Genomic DNA, 23,293 nt, shown 5'->3' on the forward strand with positions numbered 1-23,293 from the left:
CCAGCATGCCCCGGGTACTTTGAGCAGCTAGTAGCAAAGAGATGAATCGAATGACAACGACTGCCTCCGATCTCAACTACGCCGAACTCGCGCGACAGATTGCCGCGAGAATGTCACCCGAAGCACTGTTAAGTGCCGAAGACGTGGGTGCCATGCTCGGTTACCCCGCCAGGTACATTCGCGAAACCATCGCGCTTGCACCCGGCCTCCCAATAGCCATCCGCCTGCAGCTAGACGCTGATGGCAAGCGTAGCAACCCAAGGTGGCGACGCACCGACATTGAAGAATGGGTAACAACCCATCGTAAAAAACGTCCAACGCGCGCTGGCCGGCCACGTCAACAGACCCTGATGTGACGGCAAAACCGACACCATGTCAAAAAAGGGCATACAAGATCAATCCAACCTGCTTTTCCGGATTGTCCCTGTTGCGCCCTGCTGACACCGAAGTGAAATTTTGCATGGGGAACAAAAAATTTTCCCCAAATTAACGCAAAGCCAGTATCCATGCGGCTTTTGTGTCCGGCCCCGGGCACCAACGCAAATTCATGCGCAATGCTGCGCAACCAGCCTTCTGATCTCAAGTCCTTGTCAGACACACCAAAAATCCTTATTCTCGCGGGGCCAAATGGCGCAGGGAAAACAACTTTCGCCAGAGAGTTTGTGCGTAAAGAATTAGGCTTCAAGCATTTGTTAATGCCGATTTGATTGCAGCAGGAATGTCCCCTTTTGAGCCAGAACTCGCCGCCATTGCAGCAGGTCGAGTCATGCTCGATCATATTACTCACTTGGTTAAGGCAAAAGAAAGTTTCGTCATTGAAACCACTCTCTCTGGCTTGGGATATGCACGGCATATAAGATCATGGCGCATATCAGGTTACAAAACATCGCTCATCTTTCTATCTCTGAGCTCTGCAAGCATCGCTATAGAGAGGGTTAAAAACAGAGTCAAACAGGGCGGTCACAACATTCCCATTGATGTCATTAAACGTAGATACATCGCAGGGATAGAAAATTTCAATACAATCTACAAAGATCTAGTAGATGATTGGCAGGTCTTAGATAATACAGATTCTGAACCAATACCTATTGACTGGAAGGGAAAAAATAATGCCTAAAAGCGCACCGATTTATCCAGAGCATGTGAAGATTATTATTCAGGCTCTCAAACGCGCGAGAAAATTAGCACGCAAGGTTTCACAAGAAACGCGGACGCCTCTTATTTACATGAAAGACGGAAAAATCATTAAAGAGATGATCACTAAACCTTAAGTTGATCGCTCGGTCACTCTAATCAATCATCCGTTTCATCATATCCCCGAGCACAATCATTCTGCCAATCACTGCATAGGTGAAGTGGTCCAGGCTTTTGAGTATTCGTTCGACTGACTCTGCAGCGATCGTCTCTTGCCTGTCAACCACAGGCTTCCACTGGCTCACCATGCTCGAGGCGCGCTCTTGTATATCGATCGCTTCCCTGACAAGCAAACCCTGCCGTTCAAGCGGTTCGACCACCAACCAAAATGCCGCAAGAAAAGATGGCCAATACGATAGATGCCTGTACAAACTAGGTTCAGCTGGACTCGGTATCGGCGCACCAAAGGTATTTAATATTCTGATCAGAGTCGCAACCTCAGCAGTCAACTCGGTCGTGGCGGGTAACGGACGAGCAGGCCTGATCGTCGAGTCATGATTTGTATCCAGTCGGGCTAAGGGATCAATCACAGTCGATGCATACGCACTCTGCGGTACTTCTTCGATGCGCTGTTGTGATTGAGCAGCCAAGCTCATAGCGAGTATTTCAATATCAGCAGTGCGCGAGAATTGGCGCGGCCGTAATCTTCGATCAGCGAAACAATTTCACTTTTATCCAGAGGACTCAGCCCTAGAGCCTGGCGCACAGGTGCAGGCCAAGGCGTCACTGATTCAACAAGCGTCGTTTGTTGACGTAAGGTGCGAGCAGACTCATTGAGAACTTGGCTGGCATAAAGAGGCTTGGCCAAGGACCATGTGAGCTCGAGCCCACCCGGTATAGTCGCCAGATGTTTCCAAATCAAATTCACAAAGGGCACGCCCAAGGTTGTTTTGATATCTGAAAAGATCGCCGCTACCCTAGGATCGGCCTCCTTCTCAGAAACTGTAGGGATGTAGTCAAGATGGTGCGGAGATGTGGCGTTCATAGAGATCGAGTCCTGATCATGGCCTGAAATATCACTATTTTCTGAAGTAATGTAATTGCTTTTTTATCCAAAATGACATTGAGGTTTAAATAACTCTTCATTCAGCTTTGCAAATACACACTATTTAGTTACATTTATTTGGTCATATCGACGATCTATTCTGATCGCGAAATATATAAAAATAACTTGGAGACAAAAATGGCAATTGTGAACTTGAACGTCAACGGCAAGTCTCATCGAGTAGAGGTCGAAGATGACACCCCTCTTCTCTATGCGCTGCGTGATCACCTTGAGGTGAACGGTCCAAAATTTGGCTGTGGGCTCGGACAGTGCGGTGCCTGCACTGTGGTGGTCGATGGCCAAGCGGTCAGATCCTGTGTGACCCCCACTACCGTGGTACAAGGCAAAGGGGTCACGACGCTCGAAGGCCTTGGCAGCTCGAAAAAGCCTGGCAAATTACAACAAGCTTTCATCGACGAGCAGGCTGTGCAATGCGGCTATTGCATCAATGGCATGATCATGACTGCGAGCGCTTTTCTGGCCAACAATAAAAATCCAACAGACGCACAAATTACTGAAGCACTTGCTGGCAACCTGTGCCGTTGTGGGACGCACCAACGGATTGTGGCGGCGGTTAAACGCTATATCGCCACTGCCTGACCCCCACCACAACACACATCTCCACAGGTGAACTCATGAATGCACTTACACGACGCGATTTCCTGAAAGCAAGTGGCGCTGGCCTGCTCGTGGTCAGCTTTTCAATGAAGATAGCTGAGGCATCGACCGACTATGGTTTGAGGCCTCCGAAAAGTGTGGCAAAAGATCAGCTCGATTCTTGGCTGACGATTGACCGCACCGGAAAAATTACGGTCTTTGTTGGCAAGGTTGATTTGGGTACCGGTACAAAAACAGCCTTGTCTCAAATTGCAGCGGACGAGCTCTATGTCCCTTTTGAGCGTATCGACATGGTCATGGGCGATACGGCGACCACACCAGACCAGTGGTTGACCGGTGCTGCCATTACTTTGTCTCAAGGCGGGAGCGAGTTGCGGATCGCGGCGGCCAATGCCCGTCAGGCACTCCTCACGCGTGCTGCGGAGCAGTTAAAAGTACCTCTGACCGAGCTGAGTATCAAAGACGGCGTGATCTCCGCGACATCCAAACCCAATCAAACCCTCGCCTATGGTGAATTGATTGGCGATGGTTTCCAGATCAAGGTTGATCCAAAAGCAAAAGTTAAACCCCACACCGAATATACAGTGGTGGGCAAGTCGGTCCAGCGCGTTGATATTCCAGATAAAGTTTCTGGCGAACATCCCTTCGTACACGATTTCCGTCTGCCCGGCATGTTGCATGCCCGGGTGATTCGACCCCTGGATATCGGGGCAACCGTTGTCAGTGTTGATGACTCCGCAGCCAAAAAAATAAAAGGCTATGTCCAGACCGTTCGTAAAGACAATTTCCTTGCGGTGGTTTGCAAAGACGAGTGGAGCGCAGTGAAAGCCGCCAACGCTGTAAAAGTCACGTGGTCGGCTGGCCGGGAATTACCACCACGCGACCAAATATTTAATTACTGGCGCCAGCTGCCCATTGCAAAGACAGACATCACGCAAAACGTGGGCGATGTCGATGCGGCATTGTCCTCCGGTGCGAAACGCGTCAAAGCGACTTACAACTTTGCGGTGCAGACGCACGCCTCCTCGGGACCTTCCTGTGCGGTTGCGGACTTCCGTGACGGGAAAATGACGCTTTGGTCGGCTTCGCAAGCGACACATTCCATGCAGGAAGAAATCGCGAATATCACCAAACTCCCAAAAGAATCGATTCGTTTGGTGTATCTGGATGGTTCTGGTTGCTACGGACGCAACGGTCATGAGGATGCAACTGCCGATGCGGCACTGATTGCACAAATGATCGGAAAGCCTGTGCGTGTGCAGTGGATGAGACAAGATGAAACCGCCCTGGCGCCCAAGAGCCCGCCACGGACCATGGATTTTGAAGCGAGCTTTGATGCGCAGGGTAATCTGACAGGATGGCAAAGCGACTTTTACATCGCGCTGAATCATATCGCAGCCTTCAAACCGCTGGACTTTCCGCTGCTCGCCTCAGCAGACACGGGCAATCCTCGTCCCGGTAATTGGGTCGGATTCTTGTTTCAAAACTCGGCAGCACCCTATGTGTTGCCAAATATCAAGGTCACGACTAAGCACATTGATCAGTCAATATTCCGCGCCTCGCATTTGCGGAGTCCCGGCCGTATCGAAAACAGCTTTGCCAACGAGTCCTTTATGGACGAGCTCGCAGCTGCAGCGAAAGCAGACCCGGCTGAATTCAGGATGAAACATCTCTCTGATCCGCGCGCCTTGGATGTGATCAAGGCGGTACTCAAAGCGTCCAACTGGCAAACACGTCCGGGACCCAATCCTGCAAGCGCGCAAGGAGAAATCGCAAAAGGGCGCGGCATCTCGTATGTTCGCTATAACAATGCCATTACCTACGTCGCCACCGTCGCAGAGGTCGAAGTCAATCGCACGACCGGCCAGATCAAAGTGACACGCGTATGCGTCGCCCATGATTGCGGTCAAATTGTGAATCCGGATGGCGTGATCAATCAGATTGAAGGTGGCGTCATTCAAACTGTCAGTCGCACGCTGATGGAAGAAGTGAAATGGAACGGCAGTACTGTCACAAGCGTGGACTGGGCAAGCTATCCGATCTTGCGTTTCCCGGACGTACCTAAAGTAGAAACAGTACTGATCGACCGTCCGGGTCAACCGGTCTGGGGTGCGGGAGAACAAACGCCAACGACCGTACCCGCTGCGATTGCAAATGCCGTGTTCGATGCGATCGGCGTGCGTTTGCGTTCCATCCCGTTCACACCCGCTTCCGTCAAGGTCGCGATGAGTGAGGCATCGAAAGTCGCTTAATGATTCTCTGGTTACTCAAACAGCCCTTCAATCATTCGAAGGGCTGTTTTTTTATCCTGGACTAATGACCGCCGCCCATTTTTTTATGTTCGAAACGACTCAAGATCCTCACCAGCGGCCACAATAAGACCAGGTAGAAAATCGCAGCCAGAACGATCGGAGATGGGTTGTAGAACAACGACTGCGCATCGCGTGCGACGCGCAATAATTCAGGCATTGCCACGGCACTGGCAAGCGTTGTGAGCTTAATGACCTCAATCGTATTGCTGATGAGGTCAGGCATGACATTTCGCGTTGCTTGTGGAATCTGTATATGAATCAACGTCTGGGTCGCTGACAAACCTGTCGAGCGCGCGGCTTCAATTTGACCGTTCGGAACACTTTCGAGACCGGCCCTGAAAATCTCCCCATAATAGGATGAGTTATTCAGCATAAAGCCGATCACGACCGCGAGCAGCTTGGGAAGCTCCCAGCCAAGAAAGGGTGTACCGTAATAAATAAAGATCAACAGTACGAGCGGCGGCAAGGCTCTGAACACATCGATGTAGATCGCCAAGAGTGCGCGGGCCCAGCGTTTTTTAAGTGTGATAGACAGTACGCCGACAAGCAAGCCCGATGCCAAACCGAAGGGGATGACCAGAGCCGACAACAAGAGCGTATTGAGCAAGCCTTTTAGCAAAAAAGGTGCGACTTCTATGTAAATCGGAATATTGAAAAAACTTTTAAATATCTCGTCCATAGCGCTCTCTATTGCTTCCAGCGAAAACGAGTTTCGGTCCAGCGTCCAAGTAGAACGACCGGGATGAAGATCACCAGACAACCAATCGCACCTAGCATGAGAGGCGTTGCATTACCGGAGTTACTCATAGCGGATTGCGAGTTGTTTAACACCTCGCTCAGGCCGACCACCGAACCCAGAGCTGTGCTTTTCGTGATGGCGATCACACGGTTGGTCAAGGGTGCCACCGTTAAGCGAACGGCTTGCGGCAATACGACATAGAGCATGCTTTGCAGCCAGCTCAGACCTGTTGAGCGTGCTGCCTCTGACTGACCTTTCGGAACCGAGACGATTCCTGCCCAGCAAATTTCCTCGACAAAAGCCGCCAAAACAAGTGAAAGTGCGAGCCACGTGGCGGTAAATGCCGACATTGAAATCTGAATGTAGGGAAACGCGAAAAACAACATCATGATGACGACAAGCGGCGGCAAAGCACGCATGATGTCGGCAAAGCAAATAATGAAGAAATTCAATGGCTTGATTTGCAACGCGCGAAGCACCGAAAGCGCCATGCCTACGAAGAGTCCAGTGATAGCGACGACGAAACCGAGTTCGATCGTCACCATCATGCCCTTGAGAATATCAGGGAGATACTCCCAGGCAATCTCAAGGTTGAAAAACGAAAAGACGAGTGCTTTTAAATCCATGTGCGTCGCTCACCCATGATCAAGCGGCGTGTTCGCTCATGCGAGCGAGAAACGACTGCGTGCGGGCGTGTGTCGGTGCGCCAAATATTTGTTGCGGCGTTCCTTGTTCGACGATCTTTCCTGCATCCATGAATACAACATGATCCGCAGCGGCGCGGGCAAAACCCATCTCATGGCTGACCACCACCATCGTCATACCGTCGTCTTTGAGTTCACGCATCACTTTGAGGACATCGCCCACAAGTTCAGGGTCAAGCGCACTGGTTGGTTCGTCAAACAAGACAACCTTCGGACGCAGCGCGAGCGAACGTGCGATCCCGACACGTTGCTGCTGACCACCCGACAACTGGTCCGGAAAGGCTGATGCCTTTTCCAGCAAACCCACACGTTTGAGTGCATCGAGTCCGCGCGTATTCGCTTCCTCTTTGGAAAGCTTCTGAACTTTGCGCAAGGCGAGTGTCACGTTATCCAACACGGACATATGTCGGTATAAATTGAAATGCTGAAACACCATGCCGATATTCTGCCGGATGCGGTTTAGATCGGCACCGGCGGCAGTGATGTCTTCTTGATCCACCAAAATGGACCCTGAACTTGGCTCCTCGAGCCTGTTGCAGCATCGCAGAAGAGTGCTCTTGCCCGACCCGGAAGGTCCGATCATGAAAACAAGCTGCCCCTTTGTGACATTCAAATCGATGCCTTTGAGTACTTCATTCGCACCAAAAGATTTGTGGAGACTTGTGATTTTCAGGATCGGGTTTTCCATGGGCTATCCAATCGGGCAAGTTTTACTGAATGGTGAGCGCTAAATGGATTAACACTTCAGATTGACGGGAGTGGGATCGTAGCCAGGCATATTCGGCACACCCTGACCAGGTGTGACGGTGACAGCTGCAGAACCTGGCTCTGGTGTAAATCCAAACCACTTTTGCGCAAGCTTTGAAACCGTGCCGTCTTGCTTCAGACATTTGAGGGCACTGGAAATGCGGTCACGGCCCTCTTTGTCATCCAAGCGGAACGCAAGTGCCCACACCAATCCTGTCGGCAGTACATAGGTCATCTTCACTGCAGGGTTCTGCTTGGCAGACCAGGCGGCAACCGTGTTGCCGGCCATATTTGCATAGGCGCGTCCAGACTGGACTGCCTGGAGAGCATCTGCATTGGTAGCATAGACATCATATTTAAAACCGTATTTAGCGGCATTATCTTTTGCCCAGTTCTCGTAAGCCGAACCTTTATTCACGGCGATTGTTTTCCCTTTCAAGTCCTCAAGGGACTTCATGTCAGGAGTTTTCTTTGCCTGGACAAAAGCAAAGTCTGTATTGAGATAGCCCTCGGAAAAAAGCAGGGCTTTGGCGCGTGCCTCAGTGACTGTCGTGGGCGCCAGGACAAAATCATATTTCTTTGCATTCAAGCCAGGGATGAGCGCCGAAAACTCAGTACCTTCGATTGTGATTTTCGTACCCAGCTGTTTGGCAAGAGCCTGACCCAGTTCGACGTTAAAACCATCAATACCCCCCCCGAGCTTGGGCATCGCATGTGGCGCGAAAGTTGCGTCCACTCCTGTCGCCAGGGGCTTGTTCGCCCATGCCGCCGAGGCGCAGGTTGCGCTCATTGCGATAACAAGTCCAAAACGTACTGCGCGCTTCGACAAAGAAGAAAAACTAGTCATCATCAGTCCTTTTAGAGCAGTGGAGGTTTACCCAACGCAGAACCTGGGCCGACACGCTCTGTGATGAGCGTGTAATGTTCAGGACGACGATGGGCGGCAAAATTAAAGATGTGCTGCTTGAATGTATCGCCGAGCGCAAGATCGGCTTGACAGAAAATCACCTCGTCATCTTCGCCTTGCGCCTGGGCAACAATTTCTCCGGTAGGCGCCACAATAGCGGATCCGGCGAACAGGTGGAATCCATCTTCTTTGCCTGCCTTGCCAGCCGCAGCCACCCATACACAGTTTTGATAAGCAGCGGCCTGAAGAGACAACAGATGGTGAAACATTCTTAGATGTGGTGGTTCGTTCCAATGAATGTTTTGCGATGGCGTGTTATAGCCGACCGCAACGATTTCAGCGTTTTGCAGAGCCAGTACTCGCCATGCTTCGCCCCAGCGACGATCGTTGCACAACAGCATCCCGATGCGCGAATCCATGGTTTCCCAAACGTTGAAACCTTCGTTACCGACCTCGAAATATTTTTTCTCAAGATGCTGGAATGGTGCGTGCGATTTGTTGTCGCTGTGACCAGGCAAGTGGATTTTTCGATAACGACCGACAATTTCCGCCTGTTGATTCACCAGGATTGAGGTGTTAAAGCGTTTGCCTTCTTTGGAAACTTCAGCGTAGCCGAGATAAAAACCGATACTGAGTTTTTTAGCTGTATCAAACAATATTTGCGTATCCGCACTTGGCATCGTTTTTTCAAAATAACGCTCGATCGCTTCTTCTTCGCTCATCCAGTAGCGCGGAAAAAATGTCGTCAGCGCAAGTTCTGGAAAAACTACCATTTTCGCGCCGCGACCTGCGGCCTCTTTCATCATCTCCAGCAATCGGGCAACCGCCTGCTGACGAGTGTCTTGTGGTTGAATGGGCCCCAGTTGCGCCACAGCCAACCCGAAGGGACGTTTGCTCATGATCAGTGCCTCTCCGATGGATCGACTGAAAAATATTTACGCATGACGGAATTAGGATTGCCATTTAGACGCTGGCGCAAGACGGGCTCAGGCGTCGAGCGCTTAACGAACTTTCCGGAACCACGCGCGACTTTGAGCTCACCATCTGACACGACCAAACGTCCGCGACTAAATACCTTTTCAGGCCAGCCGTTAATTTGCTTTCCTTCATAGGGTGTGTAGCCGACGTTATCGTGCAACATAGTCGTTGAAATCGTGACGGCTTTCTCAGGATTCCAAATCGCCAAGTCCGCATCGCTTCCGACTGCGATCGTCCCTTTTTGTGGATACATCCCGTACGTGCGGGCATGATTCGTTGCGGTGACTGCGACAAAACGTTCGATTGTCATGCGCCCTTTCAATACGCCCTCAGAAAATAGCAAAGGCATGCGTACTTCGAGTCCCGGAACACCATTGGCCATATCTTTAAAAGTCGTCGCATCGCCCTTGGGCAATTTGCCCGACTCATCAAATCGATAAGGAGCATGGTCGGAGGAAAACATCTGCAAGGTTCCATTGATCAACCCTTGCCAGACTGCCTCTTGCGAAACTTCGTCGCCGGGCGGGGGACTGCAACAAAACTTTGCGCCCTCCAGTCCAGGCAAATCAATGTCTTTTGCGGTGAGAAAGAGATATTGCGGGCAGCTTTCCGCATGAATGGGCAAACCCAGCGCTTGTGAAGCGTGAATGACTCGAACCGCCTCCTGTCCCGCCACGTGGACAATCAGCAAAGGCACATCAACTAAACGCGCGAGCGTCACCGCACGATTGGTGGCCTCGCTTTCCGCGAGACTGGTGTGCGCGACCGCATGATATTTTGGTGCTGTCAGACCCCGATCCACTAAACGACGGGCAATCCAGCGAATCATGTCATTGTTTTCCGCATGCACCATGACGAGCGCGCCCTCTTTGCTGGCGCACTCCAGTACATCGAGGACTTGATAGTCATCGAGTTTCATGCGGTCATAAGTCATGTAAATCTTGAACGATGTCACACCGTTTTTAATGACTTCGGGCAAATGCTGCTCAAGCGCTTCGGGCGTAGGATCTGCCAATATCAGATGAAACCCGTAGTCGATCACTGCTTTTTCAGCTGCGCGTTTCGAGTAATCCGCAACCACCTCGGGAATTTTGTTACCGCGATGCTGCGCGGCAAAGGGGACGATCGTCGTCGTACCGCCAAACGCCGCGGATACGGTCGCGCTGTAGAAATCGTCCGCGCACATCATGCCCATGCCAGAGAGCTGCTCGACGTGACAATGGCTGTCAATTCCGCCTGGCAACACCCAGCGTCCTGCCGCATCGACGTCCTGTTTACCTGCCGGCAAATTTTTAGCAATCGCGGTGATCACACCATCCTTGATACCGATATCGGCGTAATAGGTCTCGTTCGCGGTACAAATTCTGCCATGACGAATGGTCACATCGAATGTGGTGCTGGTGCTCATCTTGTTTTCTCCACTCTCAAGCTTGAATAGCTTGGCGTCCTTTGCCCGTCACCGATAAACCCACTCGGGCGATGGTGGCCTCGAGCTCTTTGACAGTCAGCGCATCAATTTTCATGCCAGGGGCGCGGATCGCGCGACTCTTGATCGCACCGCGTTGCTGGTAGACGTGCTTGCGCAACGCCAGACCAAGTTTGGGCTGGAATTCGTAGCGGATAAGTGGGCAGTAACGATCAAAAACGGCAGCAGCTCCCACCTGATCTCCGGCGGCGAAGCGGTTGTAAATTTCGACCAGCACTTCTGGATAGGCAAAGCCCGTCATCGTGCCTACGGCACCACGCTGGAGCTCTTCAAGAAAGAACATGCCGCCCAGGCCGCCAAAAATCTTCATGGCCTCGTCACCTGCCAACTCACGGATGCGACTAATTTTGGGACCGACCGGCGGCTCCTCCATCTTGATCATATGGACCCCGCCCTCTTTACCCAGACGGGCGACGACTTCGGGTCGGATTTCAGTCCCGAAAGAGTCTGGAAAGTCATGAATCACGACAGGGATCTTGATCGCATCGGCAATCGCTTTGTAATAGTCGAACAACAGGGCATCACCCGCGTTGTCCAGCGGTGCCGCGAATACTGCGTCAGATCCCGCATCTTGCGCCTCTTGCGCTTGCTCGATTGCACCCGTGATCCCGTGTGCACGCACGCCCACCCAAACTGGAACGCGACCTTTTGTGTGTTTGATAAAGGTATCGGTGACGAGACGACGCTCCGCATTGGAAAGCTTATGCAACTCGCCGAGAAAACCCAGAATCGCCAAGCCGGTCACGCCGGTATCGAGCAAGAAATCCACCAGACTCTTGATACTTTCAGTATCGACCTTGAGCGTATCGTCAAAGGGAGTCGGACAAATCGTGAATACACCTTGAGCGTTTAGCGGGGCTGGCATCGCATCTCCGTAGAAAATTATTGGCACATCTTGTTGAGTGCCCTCTACCGAATGCTATCTTTCTTGCCTTAGAACATCACTTGTTTTTTTATCACTCATCCATAACTTGATGTTATGGTCAAAATGGGCTTTTTACTTTTCACGGACGGCAAAGCCTTGCGCTTTGACTGTTTCGCGCAAAGTATGCGCAAAATCCTGGGCGAGCTGGGAAAGCGGCTCAAAGCGCGACTGGACAAGATTAATCGCCAGCGTTTTGGTGTGCGCGATGGGACGCACGACAAAATCGCCTGCCGCGCTATGGGCCGAAAACTCATCTACGATCGCAATCCCGCCACCCGCTTTAACCAGCGCACAGGCGTTATGAGGCGAACTCACTTCGATGGCAACGCGTCGCACGTGTCCCGCCTCCTGAAACATCTGCTCAACAAGTGTTCCGAAAGGCGTTTCACTCCGGTATGAAACCAGCGGGTAGGGCAAAAGGTCTTCTATCGTCAGCATTGAGCGACTCGCCAATGGATGGCTGTAAGGAAAGATCACGACAAGATTGCCCTGACCGATAGGCTCGGAAGATAAATTAGGATGCTGCGATGGCAAAATCACTGCACCCAAATCAGCGCGGCGCTCGAGCAACATTTGCGTCAAAGGCACAACAGTCAATGGCTGAAAAGTCACCTTGACCTCGGGATGCGTCTGGTGAAAGGCGGTAATCGCCATGGGTATCAGCATATGACCAATACTGGGGCTCGAGACCAGATGCAAAATGCCACTTCTCTTTTCCGAGAGCTCGTTGGCCAGCTCTTCGACCCGGCGAACTCCGTCGTAGACGGCCTCGACTTCTTTGAATAGCTGTCGAGCCTCGGGAGTTGGGTAAAGTCGGCCCTTGACGCGCTCAAACAAGCCAAATCCAAGTCTCTGTTCCGTATGAGATAAAAGACGACTGATCGCAGGCTGGGATACGCACAACAACTTTGCCGCCCCACTGATTGAGCCGGAAGTCATCACCGCGCGAAACACTTCAATCTGTCTCAGGTTCAATTGCATAGGAACACGTCTCTGAAAACCATATCCTCAAACCATAACACCATGTTAATGCTTGTACATAAAATGACAATGTTAAACATGACTGAGCGCTGCTAGACTCGTGCAAAAGAGGAGAAGCCCATGCCAAAAACGATATTCGTCATCAATCCGAACTCATCACAGGCCGTCACAGACGCTTTTGACGAAGCACTCAACGTTCTGCGCATCCCGGGCGGACCGGCAATCAAGTCCCTCACGCTTGCCGAAGGTCCTCCAGGCATTCAGTCCCAAATGGATGTTGAAAATGTCACCTTACCTTTGGTCAATCTTGTAAAGAGCCTTGATTCGAAGCATGGCGATGACGCTGGCGCGTATGTCATTGCCTGCTTTAGCGATCCAGGCTTGCACGCTGTCAGGGAGGCGACTTCTAAACCTGTTCTGGGAATCAGCGAATGCGGCATTTTGACAGCACTCACCCGCGGTCATCGCGTCGGTGTCATTGCGATTTTGCGGACATCGATTCCCCGCCATGGTCGTATGTTCGGAGCTATGGGCCTGACGGAACGCGTCGTGGCCGAGGTCCCTTTAGGCATGAACGTGACAGACCTGGTCGATACAGACCGGACACGCGCGGGGCTTTTGCGCGCGGGTCAGCAGCTGCGGGATTCGCATTTGATTGATGTCGTCGTTCTGGGCTGCGCGGGAATGGCGGCCCATCGCGCCTGGCTAGAACAGCAATTAGGCGTGCCTGTCGTGGAGCCTACTCAGGCTGCCACCTCTATGGCGATCGGACGCACACTTTTAAGCTGGTGAGAGAAAATTTATGCAGGATCCAATGAAGCAAAAAGAATTTACGTCCAGACTGATCCATGTGGTGGGTGAAGAAGGCGTGATATTGAATCCTGCTGAGCAAGAGTTTTACGTCAACGACTGGTTGGGCAAGGCGCATGGCCGAACAGTCGCGGTCGTGCGCCCTCGCAATACGGCTGAAGTGTCTGCCGTCATGCGACTTTGCCACCAATCACAGACTCCTGTTGTCCCCCAGGGTGGTAATACAGGGATGAGTGGTGGCGCCACACCAGATATGAGCGGCGCTCAAGTCGTGCTCTCCCTGAATCGCATGAAACGGATTCATGAAGTGGATCCTGTGAACAACACGCTGACCGCAGATGCGGGTGTCATCCTTGCCGAGATTCAACAAGCCGCTCGGGCTGTCGATCGTTATTTTCCACTCAGCTTGGGCGCCGAGGGGAGTTGCACGATCGGAGGAAACCTGGCGACGAATGCTGGTGGCACTGGCGTGCTGCGGTATGGCAATACGCGCGACCTCACGCTGGGCCTTGAGGTCGTCTTGCCTGACGGACGAATCTGGAATGGACTCCGAGGACTGCGCAAAGACAACACCGGTTACGATTTAAAGGATCTGTTCATCGGATCAGAAGGCTCGCTTGGAATTATTACCGGTGTGGTGCTGAAACTTTTCGCGGCCCCAGCCGGACGCGTCTCGGCCTGGGTTGGGGCGAAGGAGCTGACATCCGTCGTCACGCTTCTTAACCGGCTACAGGCTGCTTGCGGGCCCCGCCTGAGCGCGTTCGAAATGATGTCCGAGTCAAGTTTGGCGCTTGTGACACGTCATCTCGATGGACATTTCTCCCCATTGAATCAAGCATATCCCTATTACGCACTCATCGAACTGGCTGATACGAATTTGAATGGCTTGCAGGAAATGCTGCAAGAGGCTCTGACCTCCGCGATCGATGATGGACTGATCGATGATTGTGTTGTCGCGATGAACGAAGCGCAGAGCGTTTCGATGTGGCGGCTGCGGGAAGGCATTTCAATGGCTCAGGTCAAGGCGGGCAAAGCAGTCAAACATGACATTGCCCTGCCGATTTCCAGTCTTGCGACATTTGTCAAAGAAGCCGACCAAATCGTCATGAATGGTTTTCCTGATTTACCCATTATCAACTTTGGGCATATCGGCGATGGCAACTTGCACTACAACGTATTGGTGCCATTGGATATTTCACCGTCGCTGTACAAAGAGACAACCGCAGAGTTAAACAAGAGAATTCACGACCTCGTGACGCAATTCAATGGCAGCATCAGCGCTGAGCATGGCGTGGGGACCTTGCGTCGTGATGAGTTGAAACGCTACAAATCAAGCGTCGAAATGGACCTGATGAACGCGATCAAACGCGCGATCGATCCAAATCAGATCATGAATCCAGGCAAGCTACTATAAAGTTAAAACAACACCCTTAAGGTATCGCGCAACATTCATCCGGAGACACGACATGACACCCGAGCAAAAACTAAAACATCTCGGCTTGATTCTGCCGACAGTACCAACGCCCATCGCAAACTTTGTGATGTGGCGACAGGCGGGCTCGCTTTTGTATCTGTCAGGCCAAGGCCCGCGCAAAGAAGATGGCAGCACCGTTGTGGGACGGCTTGGCCTTAATCGCTCAGTCGAAGACGGATACAAAGATGCCAGACAAATCGGACTGCAGATGTTGGCGACGATTCGTCAGGCTGTGGGTTCGCTCGACCGAGTTGAGGCGGTGATCAAATTATTAGGCATGGTCAATGCCGAACCCAGCTTTGGAGATCATCCTAAAGTCATTAACGGCTGCTCAGACTTACTGGTTGAGGTCCTGGGCGATGCAGGCAAGCACGCAAGATCCGCAGTGGGGATGGGATCTTTACCAGGTGGGATGTCCGTTGAAATCGAGGCGATTATTCAAATTAAGGATGCCTGAATCAGGTCGAGTATCGCACCAACAGTCAACGCTCGACAAAGGCACGCTCGAAAACATAGTCTCCTTGGACACCTGCGCTTGGTGAGACACTGAATCCAGCTGCGTCAAGCATTTCCGCTGTTTCTTTTAACATCGCAGGGCTGCCGCAAATCATGGCGCGATCTGTTGCGCAGGATAGTGGCGGTTCACCTATGTCTTCAAATAATTTTCCTGACTGAATCGCCTGTGTTAAACGACCTGTGTGTTTGAAGGCTTCGCGCGTAACAGTGGGGTAATAAATCAATTGCTCACGCACCATACCACCCAGGTACTCATCCTGAGGCAACTCTTGACGGATGAAATCAGAATATGCCAGTTCGCTCACTGTACGTACCCCATGAATTAAAACCACCTTTTCGAAACGCTCGTACGTTTCGGGATCTTGAATAATGCTGATAAAAGGGGCAAGTCCTGTACCGGTTGATAATAAAAATAACCGTTTGCCCGGTGTCAGATCATCCAAAACAAGAGTGCCTACAGACTTTTGTCCAATCAGAAGCTTATCTCCCACATTGATATGTTGTAGTCGGGAGGTAAGTGGACCATTTTCGACCTTGATCGAAAAAAACTCGAGATACTCCGCATGATTAGGACTCGCAATGCTGTAGGCGCGCATAAGCGGTTTGCCATCAACCTCCAGACCAATCATGACGAAGTGACCATTTCGAAAGCGTAAGGCTGGATCGCGAGTTGTTTTGAATGAAAAGAGTGTTTCATTCCAATGCTTCACATCCAAAATTGTCACTTCATTTTGCTTTGCCATAACCACCGCCTCCGGGTAAGGCGAGCTCAAGCGTATCGCCCTCCAACATATCAACAACGCTCTTTGGATTACTGACAGGGTGTCCATTTAAAAGAACATGGCCCACCTTGCCTGGCTCCCCACCATAAATACCTTTCGCAGGTATTCGTGTACGGTCGGTGAGTAACGACACTCTGAGTCGGCCTGGCCATTTTGAAGTAAATGATACGGTTTGACCCATTCCTCCGCGATGAATACCCTCTCCGCCCGATCCATCTGTCAGGCTTTTTTGTTCGAAAACAATCGGGGCAAGAGTCTCGGCCACTTCGATTGGTGTGTTTGAAATATTTGCAGGGAAGCCAGCTGCAGGAGGCCCATCCCGATCCCGCATCGCACCCATTCCACCGTTAAAGAAAAGAATGGTCGAGAAAGAAGTCCCTTTTTCCACATCGACACCTCTGAGCAATACAGACCATAGAGGTGTTCCGCTATCAGCTTGTACACGTTCAGGAAAAACTGTGGACATCGCCTCAAATACAGCGGCCTGAAGTTGATGTCCGATTAAATGTCTCGCACCCACAGCTGCAGGCGGACGCGCGTTGACAATTGTTCCCTCCGGAGCGATGACCTTGAATAAACGCGTAAAACCATCATTGTTAGGCAACCCAGGAGAGAGCAGGCATTTAAAGGGGAATATCGTATACGCATATGTATGGTTGAATGTTTCATTAATTCCATAACGAATCTGCCCAGTACTACCGCTGTAGTCAACCGTGACACCATCCGCTGTCACAGTAATCGTTGCCTGAATGCTGACCCGCTCGTCAAAACCATCCGAATCGACGCTACCTTTGTAAATACCGGGTGGGATTAGTCTTAACTCTCTCAGCGCAGCATCGTTCGACGCTTTGAAAATTGCAGCAGCTATATCATCGATATGCGTGAGTCCATACTCGTCAAGCATTTCAATCAAACGACGTTCTGCCACACCAAGCGCGCCGACTTGAGCCTCTATGTCGCCTCGAACTTGCTGCGGCAAACGCACATTCGCCTCGAGCATTTGCATCACAAGCGGATTGAAGTGACCCGCCTCGGCGAGTTTAATCACCGGAAACCGTATTCCTTCTTCGAAAACCTCATTCGCGTCTGCAGACCATTGTCGTCCACCGATATCAGAAAGATGAGCCACTGCGATCGCGAAGGCTATCAATTTTCCATTAAGGAAAATCGGTGAAGCCATTGTTGCGTCAGGTAAGTGCCCCGTACCGATCCATGGGTCATTCGTGAACAGAATATCACCGGGACGAAGCGTCTCTTTTGGAAACACTTTGAGCATGCCTTGAAGCGACAACGGAGCGGTTCCAATAAATCCAGGGATACTCAGCGAGGACTGAGCAACAAGGCGCGCTTCGGTATCTAACAACACGCATGCGAAATCGTTTGACTCGCGTACGACAGTTGAAAAAGAAGTACGCTTGAGGGCTGCACCAGCTTCGTCAGTAATGGCAATCAGTCGGTTCCAGTAAATTTCTAGATCAATAGGATTCATCATCCATGTCCTGTCTTAAGATACTATTTCTTTGAGCGTGCACCGATGACGACTCGAATGTTTCCAAACGCATCCAGGCCGAATTGATCACCAGGCCCCACGACTACGGTAGAACCAGCCTGCTCAATCAGAGCGGGCCCCTCTAAGGTCTGACCCACCACAAGTGCGGATTCAGATATGACAGGGGTATCAATATAGGCATTGATGTCTGGAAAGTAGGCCTGTCGGTTCTTTTCTTGTTTTTTTTCAATTGATGCAGAGTGTTGACCATCGACGGCTGGAGGCGATGAAATGTCGGCGAAACCTTCGACTCGCCAATTTATGACCTCGAGTTTTTGCCTTTCAAGATGGCGACCAAAGAGTGATGCATAGGCCACGTTGAAGCGCTGCTCGAGAGCATCCCTCTCGCTTTCACGCATGAATACTGGCAACTCGGTCTCAACTTCAAAGCCCTGTCCGACGTAGCGAATATCTGCCGTACGGCGATAACGGATTGAATCTCTCGGCACATCGGCAGATAAAAGCTGATCAGCTAAAGTTTGCTCCATCTCCTTGAGTAATTCTTCAGTCTGAGACCAATCTATCGTGTCTATCCGCGTAAATCGGGTTCGTACAGTATCCACTTTCATTGGCGCAACCAACAAACCAAAGGCTGAAAAAACTCCAGCATTTGCCGGAACAAATATTTCCTGACACCCACTTCGTCGAGCGACCTCTCGCGCGTGTATTGGTCCAGCACCACCAAAGGCCAACAAGGTGTAGCGACGAACATCCTGGCCTTTTTCTACAGCATGAATTTTCGCGGCTGTTGCCATGTGCTCACAGACAATACGATGGATGCCATTTGCCGCCTCGATCACTGAAATACCAAGTGGCTTTGCAATATGCGTCAACATCGCTCTTTCAGCAAGATCCAAACGCAAACGTACCGAACCACTCAGACTTCCTTCTGGATCCAGATAGCCCATTATCAATGCGGCATCGGTCACTGTCGGAAACTCTCCACCAAGTCCGTATGCAGCAGGTCCGGGGTTAGATCCAGCACTTTCCGGACCGACCTTCAGCAAACCATTCGAATCGATATGGGCGATGCTACCTCCACCCGCTCCAATCTCGATCAGATCCACAGTCGGTAAACGTACGGGCAGACCACTCCCCTTTTTAAATCGCTGAAGCCTAGCCGCCTCAAAATCTGTTGTCACAGATGGCTTGCCATTCGCGATCAAACAGGCTTTAGCTGTTGTGCCACCCATATCAAACGCCAAGACATCAGCAACACTTGCGCGCTGAGCCGCATAGGCGGCACCCAGCGCACCGGCAGCAGGGCCGGACTCAAGCATCCGAATCGGCATACGCTCACCGAGATCTCTTGAGATCACTCCGCCATTTGACTGCATGATTCTCAGCGTCGCCCGGATACCTAATGCTTTCAAACCATTTTCAATGGTACTCAGGTAACTTCCGACCATCGGCATTACATAGGCGTTCAGAACTGTTGCGACCGTTCGCTCGTATTCTCGTAATTCGCCTAGCACCTCGGATGACAGGGAAACAGGAATGTCCGGCGCGATGCGCCCCACGATCGACTTGACCTGTTGTTCGTGGGAAGGATTTGTAAAACTGTGCATCAAACATACAGCGATTGTTTTAGCGCCTCTTGCGATCAGTAAACGAACCGCTTGCTCGATATTCTCATCTGATGGCTTCTTGAGAACAGCTCCCGAGGCATCCAGCCTTTCATCAATCTCAACCCGCAAATCCCTTGAGACGACAGGATCTGGACCTGGCGCTGTCAAATCGTACAGATCAAAGCGCAGCTCACGTCCAATCTCTATGACGTCTCTAAATCCGAGCGTTGTAATTAAGCCCGTCAAAGCGCCTTTTCGCTCAATGACCAAGTTAGTCACCGCGGTCGTTGCGCCAACGACAACTTCACTTACTTGGGAAATCGCAACATTATTTTCCTCCAGCATTTGCCTCAACCCTGCTGCGATAGGGGCGACAACATTATCGTGATCACTCAGCACTTTAGTAGTGAAAACAATCCCGTTCGACCCTAGCAATACGCAATCAGTGAAGGTGCCACCTATGTCAAAAGCAAATCTATACTGAATCTCTTTTTGATTATGCTTCATCAAATTCTCATCAACGAACTTTTGCCAATTTGATTCCCCGATCAAAATTCTTTTCGAATTTTCCGGTTTCAAACACCTCCTCTGGTATTTGGTAAAACTTTTGACTTGAGCGTTGTTGCTCTGTGGTTGTATGCATACTCGTTGAATCAAACGGGCATGTCTGCGTGCACATTTCACAACCGATGCAGTTATCGCTCAGCGCCATCACACCATCAGGTCCCTGTGCCAATGCATCATAAAAACATGTCTGAATACAGATCGTGCAAGTTGGATTTTTACAGGTTTCTTCCTTGATCTCGCTGTGCATGCGCGGCTTTTTGAATTGATCGCCATAATCTTTTACCGCGGCACGCGACGCGATACCTGTCATCGATGCGATATCGGGGTATCCGTGCTTGTCCATGAACTCTTCAAGGCCTGAAATAATACTTGGAAGATGCTTGATGCCTTTGAGCATCAGCACTGAACCCACCTGCACTAGTGGCGCGCCCGTCATGATGAACTCAACGACATCCTTGTGATCATAGATTCCGTTGGATCCTGTGATTGGCATGCCTAACTCGGTATAAATACGATTCACCCATCTTAGCGACAGCGGTTTTGCCCAAACACCTCCAATACCCGCTGGCCCGCCAAGTCGCGGCAATCCCGTTTCTATATCAACTGAAAAGCCGGTGTAGCGATTCGTTGCTGTTACGGCTGAAGCGCCAGCATCTCGAACGGCTCTTGCAATATCCATCACTCTAGACTGGTCCGGAGTGAGTTTGATCACCACCGGGATATTGACGGCTTCACAAACACGCGCAGTCACTTCGGCCGCCACGGCGGCGTCTTGTCCGATCATCGACCCACCATGCACGCCAGGCATCATCGCAGGATGAGGACAACCAAAATTGAGCTCCACCATTGGCAGTCCACAATCCTCGATCGTTCTACTGATATCGATCCAACTCTGAACGGTTTTTCCTCCTGCACTGCCAATCAAATGTGAACCTTGATCTTTCGCATATTCGTTCAACTCCTTGAGGTAAGGCACCCACTCGCGAAAACCAGTGCTGGAGTAGCCCGACCTGCTGTAGAACACAAAATTCTTATTGACTTTACCTTTGATGACTTCGTTCTTTTCATTCAGTATTGCGTATTTGGAATTCTGAGTGAGCCTTGCCATATCTTCGATATCGGTCAGGGTCTTGACGATCATACCCGCCGCGCCAGCATCGACACACTCTCGAATGACTTCCGGGCTATTAGTCGTCTCGATCGAAGCGATCACGATCGGGGATTTAAATTTAATTCCACAGAACTCTAGTGATAGGTCGGCCACGTTAACGCTCCTTTCATTCGACACGTATGGAGAAAGAATACATTGTTTGTATGCTAATTAATAGTATGCAAACAAAAATTTTTCGCCGAAGGTGTTTTTTGAAAGCTACAAGCTTTGTCACTGCGGGAAAAACCTAGGACTTTTCCTTGTTATCACGCTTGCGTAAAGCTATTGGACTGGCAGGAAGAAATGCCTCCCCGTTCGGGCGCAACGAAGTACGACTACTTTCGTTATTTCCCTCCACGAGACGCGACAACAGGCCCATGAACTGTTTAGCTTCCTGAACTGATAGCGGACTCAGCAACTCAGTTTGACAATCTTTCATTGCTTTTTCGTGTAGCTTGACAAGCGCGACACCTTTCGATGTTGCAACGCACAGTTTTCTGCGGCGATTGTCATCATCGACGATTCTAGATATCAATTTTCTGGCCTCTAAACGCTTGAGAATCCCTGCGACGTTCGCCCGATCAAGTCCCAACTCTTCGCCAATTGTGAACTGATCGATGTTGGGACGAGTCGCCAGTATGCTCAAAAGACCGTACTGAATCGGAGTCATGCTTCCGTCCGCCACTTTATCCAGAAACATCGCGACATGAATTTGATGCAGACGACGAACCAAGTATCCCGGACGATCCCAAATCGTGTATCCCTCTGGTTTTTTTAAGGGCTTTTCAGTACTACCCGATACTTTAACGGTGCTTTTCTCGGATAGTTCCGCCACCTTTTTTGCTGGAAATTTCTTTCTAGCGATCATATGACTTCTACCTCCTAAAGGATCTAGCTAGGGAAAGTACCAGATTTTACGATTGCTTAAACCATATTCGTATTCAACCGACGTCTCAATAATCAGGATGCCTGAGATTTGTTTACACGCCACATTGTTAGCCTACTAATTAATATTGTTGATTTTTTTGAAGTGTGTCAGTATGCTGAAAAAAATAATAGAAAGAAACGCGGTGGTTTGCGGTTGATACTTCATACAAATTTGTAGTTTGTTTGCTATTCGTCTCTCACTAAGGAGCAGCTCATGCAACGACGTAAATTTCTCACCGGTGCCGCGTCTATATCTGGCGTTGGTCTATCCACCCTAGCTGTTCCAGCCATTGCCCAGTCTTCACCTGCGGTTAAGTGGCGAATGTCAACGAGCTGGCCGAAAAGTCTCGACACTATTTATGGATCTGCCGATGAGCTGTGTAAGCGCGTTTCAGCGTTAACCGACGGCAAGTTTGATATTAGAGCCTTTCCTGGAGGGGAAATCGTTCCTGTCCCTCAAAATATGGATGCCGTGGGAAACGGGACCGTCGAATGCAATCATGTGCTGAGTACTTTTTATGTTGGAAAAAATACTGCGCTTGCTTTTGACACAGGCCTTTCTTTTGGAATGAATGCGAGACAACATAACTCTTGGCTTTTGTACGGTGGAGGTATGCCAGCTCTTAGAAAGCTTTATGCGAAATACGGAATCATGAACTTTACCTGCGGCAACGTTGGTGTTCAGATGGGCGGGTGGTTTAGAAAGGAAATCAAAACCGTCGCCGATCTCAAGGGATTGAAAATGCGCATCGGTGGCATCGGCGGCATGGTCATGAGCAAACTTGGCGTCGTTCCACAACAAATTCCTGCAGGCGATATTTATTCGGCCTTGGAAAAAGGGACGATGGATGCTTCAGAGTGGATCGGTCCTTATGACGATGAAAAACTTGGGCTAAACAAGGTCGCGCCTTTCTACTACGCACCTGGCTGGTGGGAGGGCAGTGCATCCATTACCACCATGGTCAATCAGAAAGCATATGACGCGCTTCCACCACTGTATAAGGCAGCTTTTGATGTAGCCTGTAACGAACAAAACCTGAAGATGCTGGCGCACTACGATGCCGTAAATCCTGGCGCCTTACGCAAACTGATTGCGGCAGGTGCTCAGTTGCGTTATTTCCCGCGCGACGTGATGGATGCAAGCTATAACGCTTCTCAAGAATTATGGACCGAGCTCACACAAAAAAATCCTGATTTTGCTGCAATCTTTCCGGAATGGAAAAAGTATCAACAAGAAGAAGCGAGCTGGTTCAGAATCGCCGAAAGCTCCTTGGATAACTACACATTTGCCGCCGTAACGCGTCGCTGATTCTC

24 protein-coding genes are annotated in these 23,293 nt (G+C 50.6%); 9 read left to right on the top strand and 15 right to left on the bottom strand.

All coding sequences use genetic code 11. From position 1 onward, the window contains the following. The first annotated feature begins 50 nt into the window (after positions 1–50). From QWY30_RS11660 to QWY30_RS11670, 3 genes are all read left to right on the top strand, one after another. Positions 51–356 (top strand): hypothetical protein, encoded by a 306-nt coding sequence (locus QWY30_RS11660; protein ID WP_290241205.1) that lies wholly within the window; start codon positions 51–53, stop codon positions 354–356. 362 nt (positions 357–718) lie between these two features. Next, a complete protein-coding gene (locus tag QWY30_RS11665) occupies positions 719–1,117 on the top strand; it encodes an ATPase (protein ID WP_353958803.1) in 399 nt (132 codons plus the stop codon). Further along, positions 1,110–1,271: a hypothetical protein gene (locus QWY30_RS11670; RefSeq protein WP_290241207.1), complete on the top strand. Its 162-nt coding sequence runs from the start codon at positions 1,110–1,112 to the stop codon at positions 1,269–1,271. Before QWY30_RS11665 ends, QWY30_RS11670 begins: the two co-directional genes overlap by 8 nt. 18 nt (positions 1,272–1,289) lie before the next feature. Here QWY30_RS11670 and QWY30_RS11675 read toward each other — a convergent pair whose 3' ends face one another. Further along, a complete protein-coding gene (locus QWY30_RS11675) occupies positions 1,290–1,790 on the bottom strand; it encodes a hypothetical protein (protein ID WP_290241209.1) in 501 nt (166 codons plus the stop codon). Then, complete coding sequence (locus QWY30_RS11680) at positions 1,787–2,179, bottom strand: AbrB/MazE/SpoVT family DNA-binding domain-containing protein (protein WP_290241212.1); 393 nt, start codon at positions 2,177–2,179, stop codon at positions 1,787–1,789. Before QWY30_RS11680 ends, QWY30_RS11675 begins: the two co-directional genes overlap by 4 nt. 198 nt (positions 2,180–2,377) lie before the next feature. Here QWY30_RS11680 and QWY30_RS11685 point away from each other — a divergent pair, with 198 nt between their 5' ends. Both QWY30_RS11685 and QWY30_RS11690 read left to right on the top strand, forming a co-directional pair. After that, positions 2,378–2,839, top strand: coding sequence for a (2Fe-2S)-binding protein (locus QWY30_RS11685; protein ID WP_290241213.1), 462 nt, complete (start codon positions 2,378–2,380; stop codon positions 2,837–2,839). A gap of 35 nt (positions 2,840–2,874) precedes the next feature. Next, on the top strand, positions 2,875–5,109 hold the full coding sequence (locus QWY30_RS11690; protein WP_290241214.1) for a xanthine dehydrogenase family protein molybdopterin-binding subunit: 2,235 nt from the start codon (positions 2,875–2,877) through the stop codon (positions 5,107–5,109). Positions 5,110–5,170: 61 nt separating this feature from the next. Here QWY30_RS11690 and QWY30_RS11695 read toward each other — a convergent pair whose 3' ends face one another. The 8 genes from QWY30_RS11695 to QWY30_RS11730 all read right to left on the bottom strand — a co-directional run bounded on the left by QWY30_RS11695 (position 5,171) and on the right by QWY30_RS11730 (position 12,636). Then, positions 5,171–5,848 carry an amino acid ABC transporter permease gene (locus QWY30_RS11695; RefSeq protein ID WP_290241215.1) on the bottom strand — a complete coding sequence of 226 codons (678 nt, stop codon included), beginning with the start codon at positions 5,846–5,848 and terminating at the stop codon, positions 5,171–5,173. Positions 5,849–5,856: 8 nt separating this feature from the next. Beyond that, positions 5,857–6,534, bottom strand: a complete 678-nt coding sequence (locus tag QWY30_RS11700; RefSeq protein WP_290241216.1) for an amino acid ABC transporter permease — start codon at positions 6,532–6,534, stop codon at positions 5,857–5,859. A gap of 19 nt (positions 6,535–6,553) precedes the next feature. Then, entirely contained in the window at positions 6,554–7,300 is a 747-nt protein-coding gene (locus QWY30_RS11705; RefSeq protein WP_290241218.1) for an amino acid ABC transporter ATP-binding protein, read from the bottom strand. Between the two features lie 48 nt (positions 7,301–7,348). After that, on the bottom strand, positions 7,349–8,149 hold the full coding sequence (locus QWY30_RS11710; protein ID WP_353958804.1) for a transporter substrate-binding domain-containing protein: 801 nt from the start codon (positions 8,147–8,149) through the stop codon (positions 7,349–7,351). A 68-nt stretch (positions 8,150–8,217) separates the two neighbouring features. Next, positions 8,218–9,165: an N-carbamoyl-D-amino-acid hydrolase gene (locus QWY30_RS11715; RefSeq protein WP_290241222.1), complete on the bottom strand. Its 948-nt coding sequence runs from the start codon at positions 9,163–9,165 to the stop codon at positions 8,218–8,220. Between the two features lie 2 nt (positions 9,166–9,167). Further along, positions 9,168–10,652 carry a dihydropyrimidinase gene (hydA, locus tag QWY30_RS11720; RefSeq protein WP_290241224.1) on the bottom strand — a complete coding sequence of 495 codons (1,485 nt, stop codon included), beginning with the start codon at positions 10,650–10,652 and terminating at the stop codon, positions 9,168–9,170. A gap of 16 nt (positions 10,653–10,668) precedes the next feature. Continuing rightward, a complete protein-coding gene (locus QWY30_RS11725; protein WP_290241225.1) occupies positions 10,669–11,595 on the bottom strand; it encodes a dihydrodipicolinate synthase family protein in 927 nt (308 codons plus the stop codon). Positions 11,596–11,727: 132 nt separating this feature from the next. Next, positions 11,728–12,636: a LysR substrate-binding domain-containing protein gene (locus QWY30_RS11730; protein WP_290241226.1), complete on the bottom strand. Its 909-nt coding sequence runs from the start codon at positions 12,634–12,636 to the stop codon at positions 11,728–11,730. A 120-nt stretch (positions 12,637–12,756) separates the two neighbouring features. Here QWY30_RS11730 and QWY30_RS11735 point away from each other — a divergent pair, with 120 nt between their 5' ends. The 3 genes from QWY30_RS11735 to QWY30_RS11745 are packed head-to-tail and all read left to right on the top strand — an operon-like array spanning position 12,757 to position 15,377. Next, the gene (locus QWY30_RS11735) at positions 12,757–13,428 is read left to right on the top strand and encodes an aspartate/glutamate racemase family protein (RefSeq protein WP_290241228.1); all 672 of its coding nucleotides are present in this window, start codon (positions 12,757–12,759) and stop codon (positions 13,426–13,428) included. A 22-nt stretch (positions 13,429–13,450) separates the two neighbouring features. Continuing rightward, a complete protein-coding gene (locus QWY30_RS11740; protein ID WP_290241229.1) occupies positions 13,451–14,860 on the top strand; it encodes an FAD-binding oxidoreductase in 1,410 nt (469 codons plus the stop codon). Positions 14,861–14,912: 52 nt separating this feature from the next. After that, positions 14,913–15,377, top strand: coding sequence for a RidA family protein (locus tag QWY30_RS11745; protein ID WP_290241232.1), 465 nt, complete (start codon positions 14,913–14,915; stop codon positions 15,375–15,377). Between the two features lie 25 nt (positions 15,378–15,402). Here QWY30_RS11745 and QWY30_RS11750 read toward each other — a convergent pair whose 3' ends face one another. The 5 genes from QWY30_RS11750 to QWY30_RS11770 all read right to left on the bottom strand — a co-directional run bounded on the left by QWY30_RS11750 (position 15,403) and on the right by QWY30_RS11770 (position 21,920). Beyond that, the gene (locus QWY30_RS11750) at positions 15,403–16,179 is read right to left on the bottom strand and encodes a ferredoxin--NADP reductase (protein ID WP_290241234.1); all 777 of its coding nucleotides are present in this window, start codon (positions 16,177–16,179) and stop codon (positions 15,403–15,405) included. Further along, positions 16,163–17,710 carry a hydantoinase B/oxoprolinase family protein gene (locus QWY30_RS11755; protein ID WP_290241236.1) on the bottom strand — a complete coding sequence of 516 codons (1,548 nt, stop codon included), beginning with the start codon at positions 17,708–17,710 and terminating at the stop codon, positions 16,163–16,165. The genes QWY30_RS11750 and QWY30_RS11755 overlap by 17 nt, the downstream gene beginning before the upstream one ends. Positions 17,711–17,730: 20 nt before the next feature. Beyond that, positions 17,731–19,842, bottom strand: coding sequence for a hydantoinase/oxoprolinase family protein (locus QWY30_RS11760; RefSeq protein ID WP_290241238.1), 2,112 nt, complete (start codon positions 19,840–19,842; stop codon positions 17,731–17,733). 10 nt (positions 19,843–19,852) lie between these two features. After that, positions 19,853–21,166: a tRNA-dihydrouridine synthase gene (locus QWY30_RS11765; protein WP_290241240.1), complete on the bottom strand. Its 1,314-nt coding sequence runs from the start codon at positions 21,164–21,166 to the stop codon at positions 19,853–19,855. Between the two features lie 133 nt (positions 21,167–21,299). Further along, positions 21,300–21,920 (bottom strand): MarR family winged helix-turn-helix transcriptional regulator, encoded by a 621-nt coding sequence (locus QWY30_RS11770; RefSeq protein ID WP_290241241.1) that lies wholly within the window; start codon positions 21,918–21,920, stop codon positions 21,300–21,302. Between the two features lie 273 nt (positions 21,921–22,193). On the opposite strand from QWY30_RS11770, the gene QWY30_RS11775 reads away from it, so the two are divergent. Further along, entirely contained in the window at positions 22,194–23,288 is a 1,095-nt protein-coding gene (locus tag QWY30_RS11775) for a TRAP transporter substrate-binding protein (protein WP_290241243.1), read from the top strand. Positions 23,289–23,293: the final 5 nt, after the last annotated feature.

The organism is Zwartia panacis, from assembly GCF_030410395.1.
GTDB lineage: Bacteria > Pseudomonadota > Gammaproteobacteria > Burkholderiales > Burkholderiaceae_B > Zwartia > Zwartia panacis.